Below are 4,816 nucleotides of genomic sequence, written 5' to 3'. Positions count from 1 at the left end.
GGGGCGAGGAGCCAGCCTCGGCACGCCCAGCATGAACGCCATCGCCACGACGAACGAGCGCGTCCTCGTCATCGACGACCACCCGATCGTGCTGCAGGGCTGCCGCCGCGTGCTTGAGGATGCGGGCATCGAGGCGATCGCCGAGGCGACGAGCGTGCTTGCCGGCTACCGGCTGTTCCACCGCCTGCGCCCGGCGGCGGTGATCTGCGACCTGACCTTCCAGGGCAGCGGGCTCGCCGGGCTCGACCTCATCCGCCGCATGCGCCGGGTCGCGCCGCGCACCCGCATCCTCGTCTTCAGCATGCACAACGACCCCGTCATCGTCGCCCGCGCCCTAGAGGCGGGGGCGCTCGGCTACGTCCTGAAGGACCACGCCTCGGTGGAGTTGTTCGAGGCCTTCGCGCGGGTGCGGGCCGGCGAACCGCATCTCGACCGGCGGCTCGCCACCGAGGTCGCGATGCTGCGCATGGACCCGCGCCGCATGCCGGAGGCGCAGCTCACTCCGCGCGAGCGCGAGATCCTGGCCCGGCTGGCGCAGGGCAAGTCCTACGGCGCCATCGCGAGCGACCTCTCGGTGAGCTACAAGACCATCACCAACGCCTGCTCGCAGATGCGACAGAAGCTCGGAGCCAGGACGCTGGCGGAGCTGATCCACATCGCGGTGACGCAGGCGCAGCGGCACGGGTGAGCGTCACGTCAGCCCGCCCATCTTGCACACGACCGCCCATTCCGCCTCGCTCACCGGCTGCACCGACAGCCGGGAATGGGTCACGAGCATCATGGCGGCGAGCCGCGGCTCGGCCTTGATCGCCTGCAGCGTCACGGGCGTCTTGAGAGGCTCGACCGCCTTGAGGTCGACCATGCCGAAGCGGCCGGTCGGGTCGCTGTCGTCGGGGTAGTAGGGCCGGATGACCTCGACGATCCCCACCACGGACTTGCCCTCGTTGGAATGGTAGAAGAAGCCGCGCTCGCCGACCTGCATCGCCTGGAGATGCTGCTTGGCGACGTGGTTGCGCACCCCGTTCCAGTGCGTCCCGGTCGCACCGGCCGCCACCTGCTGGTCCCAGGACCAGGTCGCAGGTTCGGACTTGTAGAGCCAGTACGCCATCGTGGTCTCCCCGGGGGCCGATGACGCTCCTTAGCGCGGGGAAGCGTGGCCGTCAGGCCCGGCGAAGGGCCGAATCCCAGTAGCGCAGGCTCTCCCTGTTGATGGGCGAGCCGGCCTGCGCATTCCGCGCCAGGACGGCGGCGTGGAAGGCCGCCGCGCGGTCCGCGCCCACGAGGTCGCGGACCGCGGCGATGATCCGGCTGATGCGCAGGTGGTTGTGGTCGTGGGCGCGCAGCCAGCCGCTCGTCCCGGCGTAGAACCGGGTCATCCGGTCGAGGGCGCGATGCAGGCCGGCCTGCGCCTCGGGGTCGGCGCGAATCGCCTCCGCCTGGCCTGCGTCGAGGACCGGGGCGCCGGCCACCGCCCGGCTCGCCTCGGGCAGCGGGAAGCACCACTGGATGAAATCGTGGACGCCCTCGATATGGGCGTCGTCGAAGGCGATCACCTCGTCGAGAAGACGGCCGGCGCCGTCACGGCCCTGGCCGGCGAGGAAGGCGTGGACCGGTCCGGCGCTCATTCGGCCTCCCCTTTGAGCGGGCGCGCCAGCAGCGCGGCGATCACCGCCTCGACGCTGGCCTCGCCCGAGACGATCGCCGCCACGGCCTCGGCCACCGGCATCTCGACGCCCTGGCGGTGAGCGAGGGCGATGAGGGCCGCCGCCGTGAAGGCGCCCTCGGCGAGCTTGCCGCCCGACGCCTCGGCCGGAGTAGCCCCCCGGCCGAGGCGTTCGCCGAAGGCGAAGTTGCGCGACTGCGACGAGGACGCGGTGAGGACGAGGTCGCCGAGGCCCGACAGCCCCATCAGAGTCTCGGGCCGCCCTCCGAAGCTGCGGGCGAACCGCATGAGCTCCGCGAAGGCCCGCGCGATGAGGGCCGCGCGCGCGCTCTCCCCCAATCCGCGCCCGGCGACGATGCCGGAGGCGATGGCGAGCACGTTCTTGCCGGCACCCCCGATCTCGGCACCGCGCACGTCGTCGGTGTGGTAGAGCCGGAAGGTCGGCCCCGAGAGGGCGGCGGCGAGCCGGGCCGCGAGGCGGGCATCCGCTGCCGCGAGGGTCACGGCGGTGGGGAGCCCACGGGCGACGTCCGCCGCGAAGCTCGGACCCGACAGCACCGCCACCTGCGCCGCCTGACCCAGGACATCGGTGGCGACCGCACTCATGAAGGCGTCGCTGCCGCGCTCGATCCCCTTGGCGCAGAGCACGATTGCTGCCTCAGACCCGAAGGATGGGGCGAGATCCGTCAGCACGGCCCGCAGGGTCTGGGCCGGGGTGACCATCAGGACGATGTCCGCGCCCCGGAGCGAACCGGCGTCGGCGGTCGCGCGGATGCGATCGTGGAGTGCCACGCCGGGCAGGTAGCGGGTGTTCTCGCGCGAAGCCTGGAGCTGCGCCGCCACCGCCGCGTCGCGCAGCCACAGGCTCACCGGGCGGCCCGCCGCCGCCGCTGCGTTCGCGAGCGCCGTGCCCCAGGCCCCGCCGCCGATGACCGCGACCCCACCGCTCATGCTCGCACTCTCCCTGAACGCGACGCGGCCGTCACGCCGTGGCCGAAGCCGGTTCGGCGAACGGCCAGCGGGCGCGGGCCGGTGCGGTGAGGTCGTCGATGAGGCCGAGGCGAAGGCGCTCGATGCCGGCCCAGGCGATCATCGCGCCGTTGTCGCCGCAGAGCGCCAGGGGCGGCGCCACGAAGGCGAGGCCGGCCTCCCCGGCCTGGGTCGCCAGCGCCCTGCGGATCGCGCCGTTGGCGGCGACGCCCCCGGCGGCCACGAGGGCGGTGGGATGGCCGGCGATCGCGCCGAAATCGCGAAGTGCCACCCGAACCCGGTCGACGACCACGTCCACCACCGCCGCCTGGAAGCTGGCGCAGAGGTCGGCGACGTCGGTCTGGGCCAGCGGGGCGATGCGCTCGGCCTCGATGCGCAGGGCGGTCTTCAGGCCCGACAGCGAGAAGTTGGCCTCGCGCCGCCCGAGCATCGGGCGGGGCAGACCGAACCGCTCGGGATCGCCGGTCTCGGCCATGCGCTCGACCTCGGGGCCGCCGGGATATCCGAGGCCGAGGAGCTTGGCGGCCTTGTCGAAGGCCTCGCCGATGGCGTCGTCGACGGTGGTGCCGAGGCGGACGTAGTCGCCGACGCCCTTCACCGCGACGAGCTGGGTATGGCCGCCCGACGCCAGGAGCAGCAGATACGGGAAGCCGATCCCGTCGGTGAGCCTGGCGGTGAGCGCGTGGGCTTCGAGGTGGTTCACCGCCAGGAGCGGCTTGCGGGCGACCAGCGCCAGGGTCTTGGCCGTGACGAGGCCGATCAGGACGCCGCCGATCAGGCCCGGCCCGGCCGCCACCGCGATCCCGTCCATCTGCGCCAGGGTGAGGCCGGCCCGGTCGAGGGCACGGGCGATCAGCCGGTCGAGCACCTCGACATGGGCGCGGGCCGCGATCTCGGGCACGACGCCGCCATAGGCCGCGTGCTCGGCGATCTGGCTCAGGACCTCGTTGGCGAGGATGCGCCCGCCGCCCTCGTCGCCGGGCGTCACGACGGCGACCGCGGTCTCGTCGCAGGTGGTCTCGATGCCGAGGACGATCATGAATGCCTGTCCGATCCGGCTCAGGGTAGCCGGCCGGCCTCTTATCGCCCGACGTTCCCCACGAGGGCAACGCGGCCGGAGGGCGCCATCGCACGGCAGGCTTGCCATCAGCCCGACCGATGCCCAGGCTGCGGGCGACGATGCGTCTTTCGAGGCCCGATGGGGATGAGGATCTGGATCGCGCGGCCGGAGCCCGGTGCGACGCGCACCGCCCTGCGGCTGACCGGCCTCGGTCACGACCCGCTCGTGGCTCCGGTCCTTGCGATGGTGGCCACAGACGATGCGATGCCCGTCGGACCGTTCGACGCCGTTCTCGTCACCAGCGCCAATGCCGTCGCGGCGTTGGCGGCATGGGCGGCGCGCCAAGACGGCGTTGCGGTTCCGGTCTTCTGCGTCGGGAGCCGAACCGCATGGGCCGCCCGCGAGGCCGGTCTCCCGCAGGTTCGGAACGCGCGAGGGGACGCGGCGGCCCTCGCCCGCCTAGTGCAGGGGACGCTGCCGGCGGGAGGCCGCCTCCTCCACCTCGCCGGGGCCGACCGCAAGGCCGAGCCGGCCGCCTCCCTCATCGCCGCGGGCTACGCCGTCACGGTCCATGTCGCCTATGCGATGAACGCCGTACCGCGACTGCCGATCCCGGTCGCCCAGGCGCTGGGCGACACCGGCGGCCGCGCCCTTCACGCGGCCCTGCATTATTCCCGACGCAGCGCCGAGACGGCGCTGGCCTTGGCGATCTCGGCAGGATGCGGCGGAGCCTTCCGGGCGCTCACGCATTACTGCCTGTCGGCGGACGTGGCCGCTCCCCTGGTCGCGGCCGGGAGCATCACCCATTTCGTGGCGGCTCAGCCGAGCGAGGAGAGCATCCTGGCGCGGCTGTCGGCCCTGACGTGAGATACGGTCTCGCTCCGGCGAGGGTCGTGGTGCTAGGACGGAAGACAGAATCAAAGCCGCCCATGCCGGGCTCGCCGCGCGTCTCGCGTCGTCGGCCCCGGCGCGGTAGCAGGTGCCGGGAAGGGAGCAGGCCTCGTGAAACCACCCATCAACGACCCCAACCGGAACGATCCCAACCGGAACACGTCCGGCGCCGCCCCTACCACGTCGCCGCAAACGCCCCCCGGCCCTGCCGC

Annotated in this window: 6 protein-coding genes; 2 read left to right on the top strand and 4 right to left on the bottom strand. The window is 73.0% G+C overall.

Features of this window, described 5'->3' with window-relative positions; translation table 11 throughout:
- Nucleotides 1-31 precede the first annotated feature (31 nt).
- Nucleotides 32-688, top strand: a complete 657-nt coding sequence (locus ACFE7U_RS11735) for a response regulator (protein WP_375409909.1) — start codon at nt 32-34, stop codon at nt 686-688.
- A gap of 3 nt (nt 689-691) precedes the next feature.
- Here ACFE7U_RS11735 and ACFE7U_RS11730 read toward each other — a convergent pair whose 3' ends face one another.
- From ACFE7U_RS11730 to tsaD, 4 genes are read right to left on the bottom strand one after another with little or no spacing between them, the layout of a single operon-like run.
- Nucleotides 692-1,108, bottom strand: coding sequence for an EVE domain-containing protein (locus ACFE7U_RS11730; RefSeq protein WP_375409907.1), 417 nt, complete (start codon nt 1,106-1,108; stop codon nt 692-694).
- A gap of 52 nt (nt 1,109-1,160) precedes the next feature.
- Nucleotides 1,161-1,625, bottom strand: coding sequence for a hypothetical protein (locus ACFE7U_RS11725; RefSeq protein WP_375409906.1), 465 nt, complete (start codon nt 1,623-1,625; stop codon nt 1,161-1,163).
- Nucleotides 1,622-2,614: an NAD(P)H-dependent glycerol-3-phosphate dehydrogenase gene (locus ACFE7U_RS11720; RefSeq protein WP_375409905.1), complete on the bottom strand. Its 993-nt coding sequence runs from the start codon at nt 2,612-2,614 to the stop codon at nt 1,622-1,624. The genes ACFE7U_RS11725 and ACFE7U_RS11720 overlap by 4 nt, the downstream gene beginning before the upstream one ends.
- A 31-nt stretch (nt 2,615-2,645) precedes the next feature.
- A complete protein-coding gene (tsaD, locus tag ACFE7U_RS11715) occupies nt 2,646-3,692 on the bottom strand; it encodes a tRNA (adenosine(37)-N6)-threonylcarbamoyltransferase complex transferase subunit TsaD (RefSeq protein WP_375409904.1) in 1,047 nt (348 codons plus the stop codon).
- Nucleotides 3,693-3,857: 165 nt separating this feature from the next.
- On the opposite strand from tsaD, the gene ACFE7U_RS11710 reads away from it, so the two are divergent.
- Nucleotides 3,858-4,580: a uroporphyrinogen-III synthase gene (locus ACFE7U_RS11710; protein ID WP_375409903.1), complete on the top strand. Its 723-nt coding sequence runs from the start codon at nt 3,858-3,860 to the stop codon at nt 4,578-4,580.
- Nucleotides 4,581-4,816: the final 236 nt, after the last annotated feature.

It is taken from the genome of uncultured Methylobacterium sp. (assembly GCF_964251405.1).
Taxonomy (GTDB): Bacteria; Pseudomonadota; Alphaproteobacteria; order Rhizobiales; family Beijerinckiaceae; genus Methylobacterium.
Note: the sequence above shows the minus strand (reverse complement) of the source record. Positions and strands in the feature narration are given on the sequence as shown.